General features: G+C 69.3%; 14 protein-coding genes. 5 read left to right on the top strand and 9 right to left on the bottom strand.

Annotated elements, in window-relative coordinates:
* Positions 1-28: 28 nt before the first annotated feature.
* Positions 29-817: an ATP-binding protein gene (locus E0500_RS43100; RefSeq protein WP_220140515.1), complete on the bottom strand. Its 789-nt coding sequence runs from the start codon at positions 815-817 to the stop codon at positions 29-31.
* The gene (locus E0500_RS14925; protein WP_131560541.1) at positions 814-1026 is read right to left on the bottom strand and encodes a hypothetical protein; all 213 of its coding nucleotides are present in this window, start codon (positions 1024-1026) and stop codon (positions 814-816) included. The genes E0500_RS43100 and E0500_RS14925 overlap by 4 nt, the downstream gene beginning before the upstream one ends.
* Before the next feature lie 553 nt (positions 1027-1579).
* Here E0500_RS14925 and E0500_RS14930 point away from each other — a divergent pair.
* Positions 1580-2338: a GntR family transcriptional regulator gene (locus tag E0500_RS14930; RefSeq protein ID WP_131560539.1), complete on the top strand. Its 759-nt coding sequence runs from the start codon at positions 1580-1582 to the stop codon at positions 2336-2338.
* A 673-nt stretch (positions 2339-3011) separates the two neighbouring features.
* Here E0500_RS14930 and E0500_RS14935 read toward each other — a convergent pair.
* From E0500_RS14935 to E0500_RS14955, 5 genes are all read right to left on the bottom strand, one after another.
* Positions 3012-3431, bottom strand: coding sequence for a hypothetical protein (locus tag E0500_RS14935; RefSeq protein WP_131560537.1), 420 nt, complete (start codon positions 3429-3431; stop codon positions 3012-3014).
* Between the two features lie 18 nt (positions 3432-3449).
* Entirely contained in the window at positions 3450-8210 is a 4761-nt protein-coding gene (locus E0500_RS14940) for a putative T7SS-secreted protein (RefSeq protein ID WP_131560535.1), read from the bottom strand.
* Positions 8210-8842 (bottom strand): hypothetical protein, encoded by a 633-nt coding sequence (locus tag E0500_RS14945; RefSeq protein WP_131560533.1) that lies wholly within the window; start codon positions 8840-8842, stop codon positions 8210-8212. Before E0500_RS14945 ends, E0500_RS14940 begins: the two co-directional genes overlap by 1 nt.
* The gene (locus tag E0500_RS14950) at positions 8839-9231 is read right to left on the bottom strand and encodes an SseB family protein (RefSeq protein WP_131560602.1); all 393 of its coding nucleotides are present in this window, start codon (positions 9229-9231) and stop codon (positions 8839-8841) included. Before E0500_RS14950 ends, E0500_RS14945 begins: the two co-directional genes overlap by 4 nt.
* A 191-nt stretch (positions 9232-9422) precedes the next feature.
* Positions 9423-10634, bottom strand: a complete 1212-nt coding sequence (locus E0500_RS14955; RefSeq protein WP_131560532.1) for a pyridoxal phosphate-dependent aminotransferase — start codon at positions 10632-10634, stop codon at positions 9423-9425.
* Positions 10635-10759: 125 nt separating this feature from the next.
* Here E0500_RS14955 and E0500_RS14960 point away from each other — a divergent pair, with 125 nt between their 5' ends.
* Together E0500_RS14960 and E0500_RS14965 are read left to right on the top strand one after the other, a co-directional pair.
* Complete coding sequence (locus E0500_RS14960; protein ID WP_181587005.1) at positions 10760-11638, top strand: hypothetical protein; 879 nt, start codon at positions 10760-10762, stop codon at positions 11636-11638.
* A gap of 414 nt (positions 11639-12052) precedes the next feature.
* Positions 12053-13018 carry a serine protease gene (locus tag E0500_RS14965; RefSeq protein ID WP_131569720.1) on the top strand — a complete coding sequence of 322 codons (966 nt, stop codon included), beginning with the start codon at positions 12053-12055 and terminating at the stop codon, positions 13016-13018.
* Positions 13019-13081: 63 nt separating this feature from the next.
* Here E0500_RS14965 and E0500_RS14970 read toward each other — a convergent pair whose 3' ends face one another.
* Together E0500_RS14970 and E0500_RS14975 are read right to left on the bottom strand one after the other, a co-directional pair.
* Positions 13082-14704: an amidohydrolase family protein gene (locus tag E0500_RS14970; protein WP_131569718.1), complete on the bottom strand. Its 1623-nt coding sequence runs from the start codon at positions 14702-14704 to the stop codon at positions 13082-13084.
* A 9-nt stretch (positions 14705-14713) separates the two neighbouring features.
* Complete coding sequence (locus tag E0500_RS14975; RefSeq protein ID WP_131569717.1) at positions 14714-16024, bottom strand: alanine racemase; 1311 nt, start codon at positions 16022-16024, stop codon at positions 14714-14716.
* Positions 16025-16265: 241 nt separating this feature from the next.
* On the opposite strand from E0500_RS14975, the gene E0500_RS14980 reads away from it, so the two are divergent.
* Both E0500_RS14980 and E0500_RS14985 read left to right on the top strand, forming a co-directional pair.
* Positions 16266-17279 carry a sugar kinase gene (locus E0500_RS14980; protein ID WP_131569722.1) on the top strand — a complete coding sequence of 338 codons (1014 nt, stop codon included), beginning with the start codon at positions 16266-16268 and terminating at the stop codon, positions 17277-17279.
* Positions 17276-18025, top strand: a complete 750-nt coding sequence (locus E0500_RS14985) for an IclR family transcriptional regulator (protein WP_131569715.1) — start codon at positions 17276-17278, stop codon at positions 18023-18025. Before E0500_RS14980 ends, E0500_RS14985 begins: the two co-directional genes overlap by 4 nt.
* Positions 18026-18033 lie beyond the last annotated feature (8 nt).

Consider the following 18033-nt stretch of genomic DNA (forward strand, 5'->3'; position numbering starts at 1 on the left):
ATGAGGGGCGTCGGAGTGATCGCGGGGATCATGGCAGTGTGGCCCGGCAGTCGGTGGCGATCTCGGCCCAGACCATCAGGCCGGCGCCGGTTTCCCGTGTCCCCCAGCGGTCGGCCAACGCCTCCGTGATCAGGAGCCCGCGCCCGTGCTCCCGCTCCGGGTCGGGCGGCGTTCTGTGTGCGGCCACCGGCGCCGGGCCGTGTCCCTCGTCGATCACGCTGATCGTGACCGTTCCCGCGGTGCGGGCGCAGGTCACCGTGATGGTGCCGCTGTCAGTGTGCTCCAGGGCATTCGCGACCAGTTCTCCGGCGATCGTCTCCAGGTCGTCCGTCGTACGGAGCGAGAGGCCCCATGATCGGGCGGTGTCGCGTACGTAGCGCCGGGCGGCGGGCGCGGAGGCGAGGTCGTGGCCGGGGAGGGTGAGCAGGGCGTACGCGTGGGGTGCGGGCGAGGTGCCGACCGGTACGTCCGGGAAGACCTGCTCCGGCAAGAGGGAGACCGCCGGTGTTCCGTCCAGGCGGGCTCGCGGCACTTCAGCGAGCCGTGCGCCTCTGGACCTGGCGATGAGCAGGGTGTCTGCGAGCGCGTCGGCCAACTGCGCCACCAGGGCCACGAGTTCCCCATTAGCCCTTGCGCCGCGCCTCGCGAGCGCGTCTCCTGTACGCCCGAGGAGCCGGTCTGCGAGGTCGAGTTGCATGTTCTCGATCCGATCCGCGTGCCGGGAGGCCGGACCGTCTCCGTCCGTGAGGAGAAGACAGGGCTGGCCGTGGGCACCGGTCCAGGGCAGTAGCCGTACGCGGGTCGTGTCGTCGTTCACGATGCCGCTCCCAGGTGAGAGTGGATGTCATGGGTGTCGAGGTCGAGGCCGTACGTGGCACACCGGAGGGAGTCGCGGCGCAGGCGCTGGATGCGGGCCTCCTCTTCGCGTTCGTGCGCCTGGAGGTACGGGCGGACGAGAGGCGTGGAGGTGCCGTCGACGGGTTCGTACCAGCGGCGGACGGTCGGGGCGAGGGCTGGACGCGGCATGCCGAAGGGGGGCACCGCTTGAGCCACGGGCGAAATGGGCCGTCTCGGCGGCACGAGACGGAGGGGCTGCGCCCCCGCGCGATGCTTCCCGTGCGAGGCGAAGAGGCTGCGGATGCGTCCCAGTACGCGAGTGATCAAACGAAACAACTGGTCAACTCCCATCTGCTGAACTGTCGTTGGAATCTCGGGCCACGCACCTGTCGATCTCGCCCCAGATGACGGCGCCGTCGGCCGTTACGTCATGGCCGTACCGATCGACATCGGCCAGCGCCACGAGGAGTGCGCGGCGGCGGGCTTCGCTGAGCCGTGCGGGAAGCGCGGCCCTGACACGAATCCGATCGGTGAACTCTTCGGTGTGCGCCACACAGCCCGTCGACGCGGTGAGTGCGGCGGCAAGGGCGACCGCCTGCGGCGTGGCAGAGCACACACAAGCCCCCGTGACGGAACGAATGCGGAGAGTATTTCTACTCCAGTAGCATCCACCTGATGCAGTAGCTTGTCAATGTCGACTGGGACGACCGCAGTTCGTACGGCAGAGAACCGGAGAGCTTCCATGCCCCGAGAGGCGCCATACCTTGCAGTAGCCGACTCACTGCGTGCCCGGATCCTCGCGGGCGAGTGGGGGGTCGGCGCACGGCTGCCGTCGAGGGCTCAGCTCGCCGAGGAGTACGGTGTCGGCCGCAACGTCACCCAGCGGGCCATGGATCGCCTGATCATCGAAGGGCTGCTCGAAGGGCGCGCGGGGTCGGGTACTTACGTCCGCAGGCCGCGTGAGCGCGTACGTATGGTCCGCTCCCGGCACCGCGAAAGCCGGGATGGCTCGCCCTTCCGTGCCGACATGAGAGAGCAGGGCAGAGCAGGGACATGGGAGTCACACAGCCAGGCACGCGTCCCCGCTCCGGCCGCCATCGCCGAGCGACTCGCCATCAGCCCTGGGGATCTGTGCGTCAACACCCGGTACGAGTTCCTGGCGGACGGGCAGCCCGTCCAGCTCTCCGAGTCCTGGGAACCGATGTCGATCACGGACGGAACCCCGATCGTGCTCCCCGAGATGGGCCCTCTCGCGGGGGCAGGGGTGGTCGAGCGCATGCGCTCCATCGGGGTGAAGGTCGAGACCGCCGTCGAGGTACCTCGCCCTGGCCGGGCCACCCAGGCACAGGCGAATCTGCTGGGCATCAGCGTGGGCGATCTCGTACTGCGGATCGAGCGAACCTACTACGCCACCGATGGGCGACCTGTGGAGACCGCGGACATCGTTGTTCCGGACATCCGCTGGGAAGTGGCTTACGAATTCGGAGTCGACCAGCCGTGACCGGTGACCATCTGATGTGATGGCCGAACAGGTCGATCACCTTCGGCCCGTGGCGTGCCGCCTCAATGTGAACATCCAGGTGCTGCCATGAGCTGCGTTCGTGTCCCGTCGCGCCAGCCGACGATTGGCGGATTCGCGCCAGCCTTGACTGCTCCGGCCAGGCCGGACCCAGGTCGACGGTGGCACAGATCTGCCAATCGCTCATGGCAGACCACCGCTCAACTTCGAAGCCCCCATGCCTCGCGACGGGCGGTGGCACGGCCCACTGCAGCGCCGCCACCGGCGCGGCCTTGCCAAGGGGCACGCGGCGCGCGGGGCAGCATCCCGCGGGGCCCCTCAGTCGAACGCTGCCGTGTAGGCACGCGTGCGTGTAAGGGACATGCGCCGGGCTTGAAACGCAACATCGCAGTCATCGCTGGCGATGGATATCGCGACTACGTCGCCCGTCTGGGCTTCCAGACTGAAAGTCTTGCATGCAGGAGGGCCCCATCCAGCTACACGCAAAGCCTCTACGTCGGAGAACAGGAGATAGAAATAACTCCCGTTCGGACAGGAGGCCTGTGCCTTTATCTAGGAGCGAATGGTGCCGCCCAGCGCCCGGCTGTTGGGGCCGCCACATCCATGCGGTCCGCCTCTGGTGTCTCCGGTTTTGTGTCCAGTAACTCTGAGGCGTCTACGAAGAGGGGGCGATGCGTTTCCTGATCACAGCTTCAATGAATTCAGCTGGTGGTCGATAAGAGTGGTCCGTGACGTAATGAAGAATTAGATCCGGGGCGATCATCCACTCCCCGGATGTCGAAATGAAGCGAACTTCTGCTCCGCCAAGCGAGATCTTCTGACCGTCAATTTCGGCAGTTACCGGATACCTTTCCTCGTTGTTGATATGAGGGATCCGGCACCTGTGCCAACCGCGCATCTTCATCTGGCGGTCGCACTTAACCACGCTGGACAGTGTTTCGATGAATTCTTCAGGGACGTTCCCCCGGGGAAACTCTCTGCCGGCTTCCAGCCATCCTACATTGACAGCCGTCACGCCGTCCGGGACGGAGTCGCTGACATATTCGTAGGGAGACAGGTCTTCATAGTGTGTCATGGCCGCTTTCCTCGGTGTTTAGAACACGGATCTACATGCAGCCCAATGTACTGACCCCATGTTGGGGCGAAGCAGATCCGACAAATATGTCTCATCAGTCACTGTAACATTGCGTGGCGTCCCGAGGATTTTCAAATCATCCGGCGGGAAAAGTGAGTAATCGGGAAGTTTTTCCCCGGGGCCGTAAACTTCGACTGGGGTAGGGCTCCCTGTTTCAATCTTGTTTCCAAGTGCATCACTGATCGTTTCCCCATGCTTGCCGTACATGTGGATGCTCGTACCCTCTGGAACAGTCACCGCAGCACCGTCTCCAGCGCGTATCCCGCCATGCCCGCTCAAGACCAGTTGGTTATCCGGCCGTCCCATCTTGCGGACATCGACGATTTCATCGCTGCTGCCAGCCACAAAGTTTGGAGCTGCCCGTGTTTTTTCATTCCGTAGGCAAGGAGACAGACCCACATGATCTGTCCAGGCGTGTGGGTTGTCGACGTAGGTCGTGGGGTTGGGATCCGGTGAGAGTCCGAGGGGGTCGGGGGTGAAATAGCGGGCGGTTTCGGGGTCGTAGTGACGGAAGTAGTTGTAGTGGAGGCCGGTTTCGGGGTCGTAGTACTGGCCTGGGAAACGAAGGGATGTGTACGTGTGGCTGTTGGTGGCCCAGGCGGTTGTGCCCCACAGGGTGCTACGGGTGTGCCAGGCGATGTCGCCGTGTTCGTCGATGAGTTCGCTGGGTGTGCCGACGAGGTCGGTGACGATGGCGAAGAAGCGGGTGTCGATTTCCTCCTGTGAGGCCTCGGCTGCGGTGATGCGTTCCGTCTGGACTATGGGGTGAAGACCTTGGTGGTCCCAAGTAAGGGTGACTGGGTTCGGCAGGTTGGGAGACGTGGTGGTCTGTTCGCACAGCGTGGTGCCGTCCCAGGTGAAGATGGTGCGTTCGACAACCGTTTCGCCATCGTCGGCCAAGCGGAGTTTTGCGGTGCGGCGGCCGTGTGGATCGTAGGTGTAGCGCCAGCGTGTGCCATCCGACGTGATCACCTGAGTGAGGCGGTCCTCGACGTCCCATTCGTAGCGCCAAGCGTCGGGTTTGCGGGATAGGCGGGTCTTCTGGCGGAGAGTGATGCGGCCCAGGGCGTCGTGTTCATAGCGGACGTTGCCCGCGCGGATGATGCGGGTGCCCGTGTAGGTACGCTCGCCCACGGCCTCCTGGCCCGGGTGGTTGGAAGGCCAGACCGCCGAGGTCTGGTTGCCTGCCTCGTCGTAGGCGTACGTCTCGGTCCAGTTCGCCGCGTGCACCGCCGTCACGCGGCCCGCGGCGTCCAGGTCGAAGTGGCGGTGGCCATTCAGGTGGTCGTCGATGCCGATGAGGTTGCCGTCCGCGCGATACGTATATGAGCGGTGCTGGACCGTACGGCCGCTCGCGACTGTCACCGATTGCGTGGTCAGGCGGCCTGTGGGGTCGAAGGTGTGGTCCAGGGTGATCAGTTCGCCGATGCTGCGGGTCAGTTCCCGGCCCGCCTCGTCATACGTGAAGTCGACGGCGCGGCCCGAGGCCACCATCCCCGTGCGGCGCCCGGCGGCGTCGTAGCTCCACGTCGTGATCGCGCCCGTGGGGGTCGTGCGGCTCGTTCGGCGACCCAGTTCGTCGTAGGTGTACGTCAGTGTCCTGCCGTCGACCGTCTCGGACGTCAGCCGTCCGAATTCGTCGCGCAGCAGTGTGAGCGTCGTGTCGTCTGGGCCTGTCGCCTGGGCGAGTTGGTCTGTCGTGTCGTACGCGTACGTCGTAATGCGGCCTGCCGCGTTCTTGCGTATGACCTGGCCCAGGGCGTTGCGTTCGAAGGAGATCGTCTGGCCGAGCGCGTTCGTGCGGGATATCAGGCGGCCGCCTGCGTCGTGCGTGTAGGCGAGGGTGCGGTCGTCGAAGTCCGTCTCGGATACGAGGCGGCCGCTCGGGTCGTACTCGTAAGTCCACGTCAGACCCTGGGGGTTGGTGACCTGGGTGAGGCGCAGTTCGGTGTCGTGGTCGAAGGTGTAGCGGGCGCCGTCCGGGGCGGTGCGGGCGGTCAGCAGGTCGAAGTGGGTGTACTCGTAGCGGGAAACCGCGCCCATCGGGTCGGTGTGGCTGGTGCAGTTGCCCTCGCCGTCGTACGTCCACGATTCTGTGCTCCCGTCCGGGGCGGTGCGGCGGGCGGGCTTGCCCTCCACCGTCCATTCCAGGCGGGTGATCGAGCCCAACGGGTTCGTGATTGTGACAGGTCGGCCGAAAGCGTCACGTTCGTAGCGGGTCACAGCTCCGAGCGGGTCGGTGATCTCCAGCAGCAGGCCCGCCGCATCGCACCGTACCTCCGTCGTCGTGCCCAGCGCGTTGGTGACCGACGCCAGGTGGCCCATGGCGTCGTAAGCGAAGCGTGTGGTCGCCCCGGAAGGGTCGGTCACTGCGGCGCGGTTGCCGTCTGCGTCGTACTGCTGCAGGGTTCGGCTGCCGTCCGGGTGGGCGATCACCACCGGCAGGCCCTGGTCGTTGTAGCCGATGCTGCTGTAGCGGCCGTCGGGGCGGACGACCATGATCGGGCGGCCGGTCTTGTCATAGGCGTAGCTGGTGGTGCGGCCGAGCGGGTCAGTGATGGTGACCGGGCGGTCGTGGCGGTCGTAGGTGGTGCGGGTCGTCGCGCCGTCCGGTCCGGGCTCCGCCACCACCTGCAGATGATTGTTGATCAGGTAGCGGGTCGTGTGACCTAGGGAATCGGTCTTCGTCGTGACCCGGTGGCCGGTCTCAGGGTCGGTGTCGTCATAGGTGTAGGTGTTGCGCAGGTGGCCCGCCTCGCCCGTCTGGAAGGCGCAGCGGTCCTGCTCGTCGTACACGTAGCGGTACGACGAGCCGTTCGTGTCGGTCCAGGACGTGATCCGACCCAGGTCGTCGTTGGTGAACCGGGACGGCATGCCTGAGGAGTTGGTCACCGCTGTCAGGTGGCCGTGCCCGTCGTAGCCGAAGCGGACGAGTTCGATGTCACGGCCGGCGTCGGAGTCGGCCAAGTGCAGGGCGGCGATGCGTTCGCCCTCAGTGGTGATCTTCAGGTGGTAGCCAGCCGAGTGGGCGATGCCGGTGGGGGCGCCCTGGGGGTCGTATTCGAAGGTGAGCCACTGGGATCCCGAGCGGTCGGAGATCTGCTCCAGCAGCGCGATGCCGTTGCCGTCGCCGCCCGGGGCCGCGAAGTACCAGGTGCGGCCGGACTCGGGGGCGGTGACGGTGTAGTCGCCCCAGGCGTCGATGGTCAGCGGATGGCGCTCGCCGTCCAGGGGCAACACTGGCACCCCAGGAGCGGGGTGCGGGTAGGCCAGCAGGGAGCCGTCCTCGCGGATGAAGACGACGCCCTCGGCATCGATCTCCAGGCGCTGGTCCGCCGTGGAGGTCCAGGCGGGGCCGAACCAGCGGCCTGCCCGGTAGGACGACTCAAAACACCGGGAGAAGACCAGCGGGAGCCGGGCCGGTAGGGACACGTCGGTCTGCGGCAGGGCCATGCGGCCGGTGGCCATGTCGATCGGGTCGCCGCCGAACGTCTTCCTGGTGAGTTCTCGGCCGAAGTCCCGCAGCCCAGAGCCGACACTCCGGCGCGCGGCTCCTGTGGCAGCTTCCCGTGCGGCTCCACGTAGTGCCCCTCTACCCGCGGCCCCCGCGCCCTTGCCGCCTATCAGGTTCGAGGCCAGATAGCCCATCGCGTCGCCGGGGTCGCTGCGCCAGCCCGTGCCCAGGACTGACATGGGCAGGCGCTCGGGGTGGGCAGCGGTGCCCACCAGGCCGGCGAGCAGCATGTTGGAGTTCTGCAGCCACTCGCCGGGGTGGGTGATGTTGTAGGAGTCCATCGGGTTGACCGTGCGGGCCAGCTTCACCGCGTCCGCGCCGCCCTTGAGCAGACCGCCCAGGACGTGGACCGAGTTCAGCTGGGCGCCTACGAAGGCGTCCGCCGCGTTGGCACCCAAACGGTCCGTGAAATCCGGCTTGGCCGGTGCCAGCTCCAGGGCACCCGCCAACCGGCGCTGCGCATCCCTGGCGGCGCTGGTGCGCTGGCGGCGCGCCTCCTCCAGGATCTCCACCGCCTCCCGCCTGCCCGCCACCGACGGGTCGGTGAAGGTGCCCGGCTCGGTGGGCCTCGGGCCGGGGTCCCGGCCCGCCAGCGCGGCCGCGTTGTACCGTTCGGCCGCCTGGTTGAAAGTCTTGACCTTGGTGTTGTGGGCGTCCGCCGCCTGCCGGTAGGCCTCCTGTGCGTTGCGGAAAGCGTCGATCGCCGCCTGCGCCTGCTGCTGAGCCCAGCGCACCGTGTCCGCGTACGCCTCCAGCGCGGCGGCCGCCGTCTCGCAGGCGTCGGCCGCCGCGAGCCACTGCTTGGGCTGCATGTCGAACTTCGCCCGGAAAGCGTCTCCGGCCTCGCCCTGCCAGCCGCCCGAGTCCAGACTCCGCAGGCCCTGGCCGACGTTGTCGAAAGCCCGGAAGAAGTCCCGCAGGTGCCGGGCCCGCGCCTCCAGTGCCTCCGGGCTGCCGTGGACCAACTCCTTGGGGTCCTCGCTCTCGCCCAGCTCGCGCTCGGCGACATCGCCGCCCAGCCGGTTGTTCACTCCCTCGCCGAAGTCGCGCACCCCCTCGGCCAGCCCGCCCGCGCCGACCGCCGACAGGCCATCCGCCGCTCGGTCCGCGCCCCAGTTGGCGGCCTCCCCGATCCCCCTCGTCGCGCTGTCGACGACGCCCTCAACACCGTCGCCGAGCCCGTCGACCCAGTCCCCCACACCCATCAGCCCTCACCCTCCCCGGGCGCCGGGGCTTGCGGTGCTTCCGCCTCGGGCTGTGGCGGCCCGCCCCACTGCCACTCCGTCCGGGGATCGAACAGCGCGTCCGGGGTCACCGTGGAACTCGATATGTCCTGCCCCGCCTGCGCCCAGGCCTGCCGGGCCCCCTCCTGACCCGCCAGATAGGACCCAGGGCTGTAGTCCGCGTTCGCGGCATGGGAGAGGGCGTTGTCCTTGAGCGTGTCCGACCAGGAACGCTGCTCGACTTCCTCCGGGGACAGGTAGGGGTTGCCTGCTGCCGCCGTCCAGACCGTCTTCAGGGTGTTCGAGACGTACTCCTCCTGCTCGTGATACAGCCCCGCCGACAGGTTCAGCCGCCCCGCGAACTCATTCGCGTCCTGCATCAGTGAGCGCACACCCCAGCCCCACCGCTCGCAGAAGTCGGCGAAGACCTGGTGCAGGCTCGCGTCCCCCACCTCCAGGCCCGCCAGCTCCAGGTCGCTGAAGCCGCGCCCCAGATTCGCCTCGATGTCGAAGCCCAGCTCCTTCAGCTCGTCCATCGCCAGGTTGATGCCCCGCGTGATCCGCTCCAGCGCCTCCGCATCGACCCGGTAGCCGCCACCACCGCCGCCGGTCATGCGCCCGCGCCCTCCGCATCCAGGGCCACCGAGTCCGGAACGATCCCCGCCACCGGAGGCAGCACCATCCCGGCAGCGCTCCCCGCGTCCACCGCGATCCCGACCGGCCCGCCCACCTCCGGGATCACGTGATCCAGGAGCCGTGCCCCGTACACCGGCACCCGATCGGGCACCGCTTCGCCCCGCGCCTCAGCGAAACGCGCCAGTGCCGCATCATCGGTGAACACCAGCAACCAGCGGATACCACCCGCCTCCACCGACAGCAGGGCGTCGTCCACCACCGGCACCAGCACCTCACCGCGCCGGAACTCCCCCAGCACCGCCCGCAGATCGCCCTGACCGGCCGCGGCCAGGTCCGTCAACCGCACCCGCAACGCCCCCGCGCCCATCCCGGCCACCCCTGTCGACCCTCACGCGCTCATCGCACAAACGGTCGACCACCTTATCCAGTTGGACCCTGAGGAGCACGGCAGATCCCGGCCCCACTTCAGATGCGTGTCGGAATGCGAACGCCAAGGGGCCGGGCCCGCCGTCCGGAAACAGCGAGCTCGGCCCCGTCTCCGGCCCGGCGAGCGCAGCGCTACGGCTGGCTGTAACCGTCCAAAAAGTGTCCGATCCGTGTGATCGCCGACGTCAGGTCCGCCACCGTCGGCAGTGTCACCACCCGGAAGTGATCGGGCTCCGTCCAGTTGAAGCCCGTTCCCTGGACGACCATGATCTTCTCGCGGCGCAGCAGGTCCAGGACCATCCGGCGGTCGTCCTTGATCTTGAAGACCTTCGGGTCCAGGCGCGGGAAGAGATACAGCGCGCCCTTCGGCTTCACGCACGTCACGCCCGGGATCTGCGTCAGCAGTTCGTACGCCACGTCCCGCTGCTCCTTCAGTCGCCCACCCGGCAGCACGAGGTCGTTGATCGTCTGGCGGCCGCTCAGTGCGGCGACCACCCCGTGCTGGCCCGGCATGTTCGCGCACAGCCGCATGTTCGCCAGGATGGTCAGGCCCTCGATGTAGGAGTCGGCGTGCGCCCGCGGGCCGGAGATCGACAGCCAGCCCACCCGGTAGCCCGCGACCCGGTACGCCTTCGACATGCCGTTGAAGGTGAGTGTCAGCAGGTCGGGCGCGATCGAGGCCGTCGCGCGGTGCGTGACGCCGTCGTACAGGATCTTGTCGTAGATCTCGTCCGAGCAGACCAGCAGGTTGTGGCGCCGCGCGATGTCCGTGAGGCCACGGAGCACCGTCTCGTCGTACACCGCGCCCGTCGGGTTGTTCGGGTTGATGATGACGATCGCCTTGGTGCGGTCGGTGACCTTCCGCTCCACGTCGGCGAGGTCGGGCATCCAGTCGGACTGCTCGTCGCAGCGGTAGTGCACCGCCGTGCCGCCCGACAGTGAGACCGCGGCCGTCCACAGCGGGTAGTCCGGGGCCGGTACGAGGACCTCGTCGCCGTCGTCCAGCAGGCCCTGCATCGCCATGACGATCAGCTCGGACACGCCGTTGCCGATGAAGACGTGCTCGACGTCCGTCTCTATGCCCAGCGTCTGGTTGTGCATGACCACCGCCCGGCGAGCGGCCAGCAGGCCCTTCGCGTCGCCGTACCCGTGGGCCGACGACACGTTGCGGAGGATGTCCTCCAGGATCTCGGGCGGACACTCGAAGCCGAAGGCGGCCGGATTCCCGGTGTTGAGCTTGAGGATGCGGTGTCCCGCCGCCTCAAGCCGCATCGCCTCCTGGAGCACCGGGCCCCGGATCTCGTAACAGACGTTGGCGAGCTTGGTCGACTGGATCACCTGCATGTCGGTGAGCTTACGGCCCGGTAACGCTTCCCGCGGCGTGTTTTCCACCACGTGAGACGACCGCTATGGACCCATATGCGCCTCCGCTGTCACACGAACCCCAGAAGTCTCTACAATCCCCGCCCATGTTCAGCCATCCTCAGCGCAATGACATGACGTACGGCGTGGATGCGGCGAACGGAGCGAAGGGTGCGAACGGGATGAAGGGTCAGTCCGGGGAGAACCCGGACCTCCACGGTCGCCCGAACGTGTACCACCCGTACGGTGACGCCGCCGCGGCACCCGCCTACGAGGCGTACTCGGACCCGGCCACCGCACACGGCTGGCAGAACGCGTACGACGAAACGGTGCGGATGGATCCTGTTGTGGATCCCGCCGGGGCCGGGGCCGGGGCCGGGGCCGGGGACGGGGACGGCTCGGCCGGGCCAGCGGTCGGAGAGCTCGGGTACGGCAGGGAGAGTGCTGCCGGGCGGCCGGGCGAAGGTGGCACGGGACCTGTCGGCGGGGGCGGCCGCCGAAGACGGAAGGAGGGGGAGGGCCGTCGTCGGCCCCGGAAGGGGCGGCGAGCCGGTGCGGCCGGGGGCCGGATCGGGCGGCGCGGGGCCCTGGTTACCGGCGGCGTCGGCGCCGTCCTTGTGACCGTCACGGCCACGGTCGCCGGGATCTTCGGCTCGGGTTCCCCGGAGCACGGCGACCGGAAGCCCCCGACCGCGCCGGGGTCCGTCCCGGCCGCCGAGATCCCCGGCGCGGGCGGCTCGCCGGGCGCGACGGCGGCCCCGTCGTCCGGCGTCTCCTCGGGTGCGGCGGACGGCGCGTCGACCAGGTCCTCGGACAGTACGTCGAGTGCTTCCCCCGACGGCTCCGACTCGGGCGCCTCCGCCCCCGCCGCTCGGACGCCCTCGGCCCCGGCCGCCTCCGCCTCCGCCACCACGACCGGGCCCAGCAGAGGCAACTCCGGCAACAACCCCGGCCGTGGACAGGGCTGGACCAAGGGACCGAAGTAGTCCCGGCCGATTCCTCCTCGCTCCGAGCGGCCGAATCCCCCTCGCTCCGAGCGGCCGGTCCCCCCTTCGCTCCGAGCGGCCGGTCCCCCTACCGCGCCGGCCGATCCATCGACCCCGCCCGCCCCCCGCCGAGACCCCGCCCTGCCCGTTGCCTAATCCACCCTCATGAGGAGATCCGGTGGAGTCCTTGCGGCAAGGAGCCCAAGAAGGGCCCAAGTGGGGGCATCCGTAAGTCAGTTGCCCCGATCATGATCCATGGGCGGTCGGCTGTGCGGCCCTTGGGAGTGTCGCGCGTCCGGAAACACCTCCTTGCTCGCCCATTCCACGCCCCTCACAATGCGCATGACAAACCAGCGGTGATCGGAACCCTTCCGTTTCCAGCACCGTCACCCACGTCGTAAGAGGGGACCCCACATGAGAAAACCTCTCGTCGCCGCAGTCTTCGCCCTGGCGCTTGCCGGAGCGGGCGCGGCGCCCGCGGTCGCCGCCGGCGCGCCCGCGGCCGACCCGGTCGACCCGGCGGCCTCGGCCTCCGTGGGCAAGATCGCGGACACGGGCACGAGCACGGACTCGATCACGTCCACGGTCTCGGACCTGGTCGCGTCCGCCACGGAGACCGTGGGCCGGATCACCCAGCCGTCCGCCCAGGCCGTCAACTTCGCCGGCACCGTCGCGCTCAACAACTGCTCCGGCTCCGTCGTACGGATGCCCGCCTCCGCGGACAACGACCCGGCGCTCGTGATGACCAACGGTCACTGTCTGGAGTCCGGGTTCCCGGCGGCCGGCCAGGTCATCGTCGACCAGGCGTCCAGCCGTACCTTCGGCCTGCTCAACTCCGCCGGCACCCGTGTCGCCACGCTCCGCGCCAGCAAGATCTCGTACGGCACGATGACGGACACGGACGTCGCGCTGTACCAGATCACGAGCACGTACGCGCAGATCAAGAGCTCGTACGGCATCGACGCGCTCACCCTCAACGACGCCCGTCCCACCGCCGGCACCGCCATCAGCGTCGTCTCCGGCTACTGGAAGCGGATCTACAGCTGCAACGTCGACGGCTTCGCGTACCGCCTGAAGGAGGGCGACTGGACCTGGAAGGACTCGGTCCGTTACACCTCCGCCTGCAACACCATCGGCGGCACCTCCGGCTCGCCCGTCGTCGACGACGCCACCGGCAAGGTGGTCGCCGTCAACAACACGGGCAACGAGGACGGCGAGCGCTGCACCCTCAACAACCCCTGTGAGGTCGACGCGAGCGGCAACGTGACCGTCCGTCAGGGCATCAACTACGCCCAGGAGACCTACCAGATACCCGCCTGCTTCGGCGTCGGCAACAAGCTCGACCTGAGCGCGAGCGGTTGCGTCCTGCCCAAGCCGTAGAGGCACGAGGCGCGCACACCGTCGTGTGGGGCGAGCGGTCACCGGTCATCAGAAGGGCCCTGGTCACTGGGCTCGGCGCACCGCCCGCCCCGCAAGCACGTCCGTCCGGCGGCCGTCCTCGATTGCGAACCGGCCGTCGACGAGCACGTAGGGGATGCCGACGGGCAGCGTCCGCGGCTCCTCGAACGTCGACCCGGCAGCCACGGTCGCCGGGTCGAACAGCACCAGATCCGCGCGGTACCCCTCGCGCACCAGCCCCCGGTCGGCGAGCCCGAGCCGGGCCGCGGGCCGGGAGGTGAGGTGCGCGACGCACTCCTCCAGCGACAGCACCCCCAACTCCCGTACGTACCGGCCGAGATACTGCGGGAACGTCCCGTACGCGCGCGGGTGGGGCTTGGCGCCCTGCAGGATGCCGTCGGAGCCGCCGGTGTGGACGCGGTGCCGCATGATCGTCCGGACGTTCTCCTCGTGGCCCACGTGCTGGAGGATCGTCGGGCCGAGCCGGTCGGTGAGGAGGAGCCGGCGGGCGGTGGTCCAGGGGGCCTCGCCGCGCTCGTCGGCCGACTGCTGGACGGTCCTGCCGACGTACGACGCGAGAGCCGGGTCCGTCACTCCCGAGATCTCGATCGTGTCCCACTCGATGGGGACGCCGTGGCAGCCGTCGGCGCCCACGACCTCCATGTGGTGCCGGATGCGCTCGGCGGTCCCCTCGTCCTCCAGTCGCGTGAGGATCGCCTCCGGGCCGCCCTCGCTCGCCCAGCTGGGCAGCATGGCCACGAGGGTCGTGCAGCCGGGGGTGTAGGGGTAGGTGTCGAGGGTGATGTCGGCGCCGTCGGCCAGCGCGTCGTCCAGCAGGGACAGCAGCTCGGCTCCCCGGCCCTTGTTCACGCCGAAGTTCATGGTGGCGTGGGCGAGATGGAGCGGACAGCCCGCCTCCCGCGCGAGGGCGACCATCTCCTCGTACGCCTGGAGCGCCCCGGCGCCGTACGACCGGTGGTGCGGGCAGTAGTAGCCGCCGTGCACCCCGACCACCCGGCACAGCTCGGTGAGTTCGGCGTCCTTCGCGTACATGCCGGGCGTGTACGTCAGCCCGGACGACATCCCGACGGCGCCCTCCCGCATCCCGTCGGCCACCGACTGCCGCATCCGGTCGAGCTCTTCGGGTGTCGGCTCGCGGTCCTCCCAGCCCATGGCCAGCATCCGCACGGTGCCCTGGGGGATGAGGTAGGCGGCGTTGACCGCGATGCCCTCGCCGTCGAAGCCGTGGTCGAGGCGGTCCAGGTACTCGCCGACGGACCGCCAGGTGAAGTCGATGTCGTCGCCGTGTCCGTTCCAGCCGGTGATGGCCCTGCGGACCTCGGCGAGGGTGCGGTCGTCGACCGGTGCGTACGACAGGCCGTCCTGGCCGATCACTTCGAGCGTGACCCCCTGCGCGACCTTCGCGCTGTGGTCGGGGTCCCGCAGCAGGGCCAGGTCGCTGTGGGCGTGCATGTCGACGAACCCGGGGGAGAGCACCAGGCCCTCGGCGTCCAGCTCCCGTGTCGCACGCGGGCGCTGGCAGCCGGCCGCGGCGGCCTCTTGCACGATCGAGACGATCCGGCCGCCGTCGACGACCACATCGGCCCGGTACGAGGGGCCGCCGGTGCCGTCCACCACGTCCGCGTCACGGATGACGAGGTCCTCCACGAACGCCTCCTAGAAGAACGTGCGGACGTAGTCGACGACCGTACCGTCGGCCTCGGCCACGGGGATCAGCTGCCACTTGTCGAAGGACGTGCAGGGGTGGGAGAGACCGAGGGCCAGCCAGTCGCCGACCTGGAGGTCCGCCTCGGGGGTCGTGCCGATCCACGCGTGCTGGTCGGAGAGGGACGTGACCGTGACGCCGGTGGCGGGATGCTCGGCCCCGGCACGGCGGACCGTCTCCGCGGCGGGCAGATCCAGGTCGTACGCCGCGTCCCGCTTGCCCGCGTTGACGAAGGCCTGCTCGGGGGAGGGGCGGGACACCACCTGCGCCCAGAGGCGGAAGGCGGGGTGGAGGGCGCCTTCTTCGGGGACGCGGTTGAACGGGGTCACGCGCCCGTAGTGGCCCGCGTCGTGCGAGACGTACGCCCCGGAGCGCAGCAACTTCAGCACCGGCAGCGACAGTTCGGGAAGCTCGGCGAACACGTCCGCCACCGCGTCGAACCAGGCGCTGCCGCCCGCGCTCACCACGATCTCGTCCAGGCCCGCGAACCGCCCGGCCTTGTCGAAGTCCGCCGCCAGCGCGGTGAGCCGCCGCAGCCAGGCCCGCACCCGCTCCGGGTCCGCCTCGGGCACCTCGCCCTCGTAACCGGCCACCCCCACCAGCCGCAGCGTGGACACGGCAGCCACCGCGTCCGCCACCGCCGCGCACTCCGCCTCGGTCCGCACCCCGGTACGCGCCCCTTCACCGGCGGCCAGCTCGACGACCACGTCCAGCGGGCGGGAGGCGACACCGCGCAGCGCCGCGTCCATCAACTCGACCCCGCGCACGGAGTCGACGTAACAGACGAGCCGGAAGGAGGGGTGGGCGTTCAGCTCGGCGGCGATCCAGGTCAGCGCCGCCTCGTCGACGACCTCGTTCGCGAGGAAGATCCGCTCGATCCCGAACTCCCGTGCCACCCGCACCTGATGCGGCACCGCGAGCGTGATGCCCCACGCGCCCCGGTCGATCTGCTGCCAGAAGAGCTGCGGGGCCATGGACGTCTTGCCGTGGGGTGCGAACGCGAGGCCGTGACGGGCCGTGTACGTCTCCATGAGCGCGAGGTTGTGCTCCAGGCGCTCGGCGGAGAGGGCGAGCACCGGGGTGGTGAAGCCACCGGTGAAGAGGTTGCGGCGCTCGGCCGTGAGCTCGCCGACGGTCAGGCCTGCGGCGTCCGGGGGGAGGCCCTTGAAACGGTGGCCGACCTGCTCGGCGGCCAGGCCTGCCAGGGCTTCGGTCCGTACGTCGGTACTGGTTCGTACATCGGTACTGGCTTCCGCACCCATGGAGCCTCCCTGATCAGGTGAATTGCGATATCTGCAACGGTCATTGCGTATGTCGCTCACTGCTGTCTAACATCCCAGCCAACACCGGGTCAACGGGATCTGCTGGCCCAGTACCGACGCCCAGCACCGACAAGGAGCCCGTGTGACCACCCACCGACCCGCCGCCCTCGTGGACCACGACGCCACCCGCGGCGTCGGTGCCGGCGGCGGTGCTGTCGAGGTGGTGGCGCTCGGCGAGTCCATGGTGACTTTCCTTCCCTCCCGGCCGGGCCGCCTCGCCGACGTTCCGTCATTCGAGCGGGGCATCGGGGGAGCGGAGTCCAACGTCGCCTGTGCGCTCGCCGCCGCCGGGCACGCGGCACGGTGGGTGAGCCGCGTGGGCGCCGACGGGTTCGGTGACCACCTCGTCGAGACCATCGGCGGGTACGGCGTGGACGTGTCGGCCGTACGACGGGACCCGCAGCGCCCCACGGGCGTGTACTTCCGTACGGCGAGTGACCGGGACGGGGACGGGCACGAGGTGGCGTACTACCGTGCGGGCTCGGCGGCGTCCGCGATGGCCGTGGGGAACGTCGACCTCGCGGCGGTGAGGGCAGGCCGCGTCCTGCATCTCTCCGGGATCACGGCGGCCCTGTCCGACGACTGCCTCGCCCTGCTCCGGGAACTGACCGCACCCGGCCCCGGCCGCCCGCTCGTCTCCTTCGACGTCAATTTCCGCCCCAGCCTGTGGCGCGACCCCGACGGCCCAGGCGTCCTCCTCGATCTGGCCCGCCGCGCCGACCTCGTGTTCGTCGGCTCCGACGAGGCGGCGGCCGCCTGGGGCGTCGACGCCGACCCCCGGACCATCCGAGCGGCCCTTCCCGAGCCCCGCGTGCTGGTGGTGAAGCAGGGCACGCAAGGGGCCACCCTGTTCGAGCACACACAGCACCCGCACCCCGCCACGGACGACACGATCACCTTCGCCCCCTCCCTCCACGTGGACGTCGTCGCTCCCGTGGGCGCCGGAGACGCCTTCGCCGCCGGATTCCTGTCGGCCACGCTGCGTGAACTCCCCGCACGGGCACGCCTCCGCCACGGCCACCTCATGGCCGCCACCGCGCTCACGGTGCACGGCGACCTCGGCACACCCCCGACCCGCGCCCACGCCGACCGCCTGGCCGCTCTGGACGACGCGACGTGGGGGACACTTCGTCTCGGCCCAGGCTGGACGACCACACCCGTCACGCGGGCCGAGGAGGAGGTACACCACCCATGAGCCAGACCGTCGACCGTGCCCTCAGCATCCTGCCGCTGCTGGCCGAGGGCCCCGCCGACCTGGGCCGGGTCGCCGACCGCCTCGGCGTCCACAAGTCGACAGCCCTGCGCCTCCTCCGCACACTCCACGAGCACGGCCTCGTCTACCGCCAGTCCGACCAGCGCTACCGCCTCGGCGCCCGCCTCTTCGCCCTCGCCCAGGAGGCCGTCGAGAACCTCGACATCCGCGAGATCGCCCACCCCCACCTCGTACGCCTCAACGAGGAGTGCGGCCACACCGTCCACCTCGCGGTCTACGAGGAGAACGAGGTCCTCTACATCGACAAGGTGGAGAGCCGCTACCCGGTGCGCATGTACTCCCGGATCGGCAAACCCGTCGCGATCACCGTCGCGGCCGTCGCCAAGCTGCTCCTCGCCGACCTCCCCGAGGTCGAGCGCCGCGCCCTCGCCGACAAGCTCGACTACCCCATGTACACGCCCCGTTCGACGCCCAACGCCCCCGCGTTCCTCAAGGAGTTGGAGCGGGTGCGCGAACAGGGCTGGGCCACCGACCTCGGTGGCCACGAGGAGTCCATCAACTGCGTCGGCGCCCCCGTTCGCGGCACCGACGGCCGGGTCGTCGCCGCGATGTCGGTCTCGGCCCCGAACGTCGTCGTCACCGGCGACGAACTCCTCACCCTGCTCCCCCTGGTACGCCGCACCGCCGAGGCCATCAGCCGTGAGTACTCGGGCAGGACGACCCCATGACCGTGAAG

Origin of the sequence: Streptomyces sp. KM273126 (assembly GCF_004337435.2) — a bacterium.
In the GTDB taxonomy this organism is placed as follows: domain Bacteria; phylum Actinomycetota; class Actinomycetes; order Streptomycetales; family Streptomycetaceae; genus Streptomyces; species Streptomyces acidicola.

What these genes read in the sequence shown, in the direction of transcription:
- E0500_RS14925 (WP_131560541.1), bottom strand. Translation starts at nt 1,026, where the DNA reads ATGCCGCGTCCAGCCCTCGCCCCGACCGTCCGCCGCTGGTACGAACCC.
- E0500_RS14930 (WP_131560539.1), top strand. Translation starts at nt 1,580, where the DNA reads ATGCCCCGAGAGGCGCCATACCTTGCAGTAGCCGACTCACTGCGTGCC.
- E0500_RS14935 (WP_131560537.1), bottom strand. Translation starts at nt 3,431, where the DNA reads ATGACACACTATGAAGACCTGTCTCCCTACGAATATGTCAGCGACTCC.
- E0500_RS14940 (WP_131560535.1), bottom strand. Translation starts at nt 8,210, where the DNA reads ATGGGTGTGGGGGACTGGGTCGACGGGCTCGGCGACGGTGTTGAGGGC.
- E0500_RS14945 (WP_131560533.1), bottom strand. Translation starts at nt 8,842, where the DNA reads ATGACCGGCGGCGGTGGTGGCGGCTACCGGGTCGATGCGGAGGCGCTG.
- E0500_RS14950 (WP_131560602.1), bottom strand. Translation starts at nt 9,231, where the DNA reads ATGGGCGCGGGGGCGTTGCGGGTGCGGTTGACGGACCTGGCCGCGGCC.
- E0500_RS14955 (WP_131560532.1), bottom strand. Translation starts at nt 10,634, where the DNA reads ATGCAGGTGATCCAGTCGACCAAGCTCGCCAACGTCTGTTACGAGATC.
- E0500_RS14960 (WP_181587005.1), top strand. Translation starts at nt 10,760, where the DNA reads ATGTTCAGCCATCCTCAGCGCAATGACATGACGTACGGCGTGGATGCG.
- E0500_RS14965 (WP_131569720.1), top strand. Translation starts at nt 12,053, where the DNA reads ATGAGAAAACCTCTCGTCGCCGCAGTCTTCGCCCTGGCGCTTGCCGGA.
- E0500_RS14975 (WP_131569717.1), bottom strand. Translation starts at nt 16,024, where the DNA reads ATGGGTGCGGAAGCCAGTACCGATGTACGAACCAGTACCGACGTACGG.
- E0500_RS14980 (WP_131569722.1), top strand. Translation starts at nt 16,266, where the DNA reads ATGGTGACTTTCCTTCCCTCCCGGCCGGGCCGCCTCGCCGACGTTCCG.
- E0500_RS14985 (WP_131569715.1), top strand. Translation starts at nt 17,276, where the DNA reads ATGAGCCAGACCGTCGACCGTGCCCTCAGCATCCTGCCGCTGCTGGCC.